Origin of the sequence: Actinoplanes campanulatus (assembly GCF_014647795.1) — a bacterium.
Taxonomy (GTDB): domain Bacteria; phylum Actinomycetota; class Actinomycetes; order Mycobacteriales; family Micromonosporaceae; genus Actinoplanes; species Actinoplanes campanulatus.
Genome location: NZ_BMPW01000082.1, coordinates 1 through 831, shown reverse-complemented (window position 1 = coordinate 831; position 831 = coordinate 1). Strand labels below are relative to the sequence as shown.

Here is an 831-nt window from a genome sequence, read left to right as displayed (position 1 = left end):
ACCAGAACGACGGGTACTCCGGCGATCACTGCCTTGTAGCCGACGAACTGGCGGAGCTGGTGGAATGCCCACGAGTGCAGGTCGGACCGCTGAGCCTTCTTAACCGTCATCCGTTCGCGGATCCCGCTCAGGTCTTCGAGCTTGATGCCGCGGCCGGTGTCTTTGGCTGTCCGAACGAGGGCCTTGCTGATGCAGTGGTTCACGTCCCGCGCATAGCGGGCTTCTTTGCGGCGGCGTTTCTTGAGCAGCCGTTTGGCGGACTTGGTGCCTTTAGCCTGCAGCCGTCGGCGCAGGTCGAGGTTGCGCCGCCGGACCGCACGGACGGCCATGCCGCAATGGGCGGTGCCGTCGGAATCGGTAGCGAGGTTGACCACGCCCAGGTCTACGCCGAGCCATCCGTCCGGCTCGCCGCCGCCAGGCGGTTCGGGCACGTCGATGACGACGGCGAGGTACCACTTGCTGTCCCGAACGATCAGGTCGGCCTGCCCGCGCACGACGGTGCCGGGGACCTGCGTCCACCGGCCCTGGTAGACGACCGGGACGATGATCCGGCCGGACAGGGTGAGGATCGAGACGGCGTCTCGGCCTTTCCAGGTCAGCATCCGCTGGTCGTACTGCACGGCGCCGTCGGGCCGGAACACCGGCTCGATCTTCTTGTCTCGCTTGTACGCCTCGCATGCCTTCGCGATCGCCCGGACGGCCATCTGTGCCGACAGGCCGAACTCGGCGCGCAGGTCCGCGTACACGATCTTCTGCAAGAAGATCTTATTAGCGGTGCGCTGTTCGAACGCCACCTCAGCGACCCGAGCCGAGGCCGCATTGCAGGCGCGC

Annotated in this window: 1 protein-coding gene; it reads right to left on the bottom strand. The window is 66.5% G+C overall.

Annotated features, from left to right (window positions below; all coding sequences use genetic code 11):
- A partial coding sequence (locus IEZ13_RS46145) for an RNA-guided endonuclease TnpB family protein (RefSeq protein ID WP_229795830.1) occupies positions 1-794 on the bottom strand: 794 nt, incomplete at its 3' end.
- Positions 795-831: the final 37 nt, after the last annotated feature.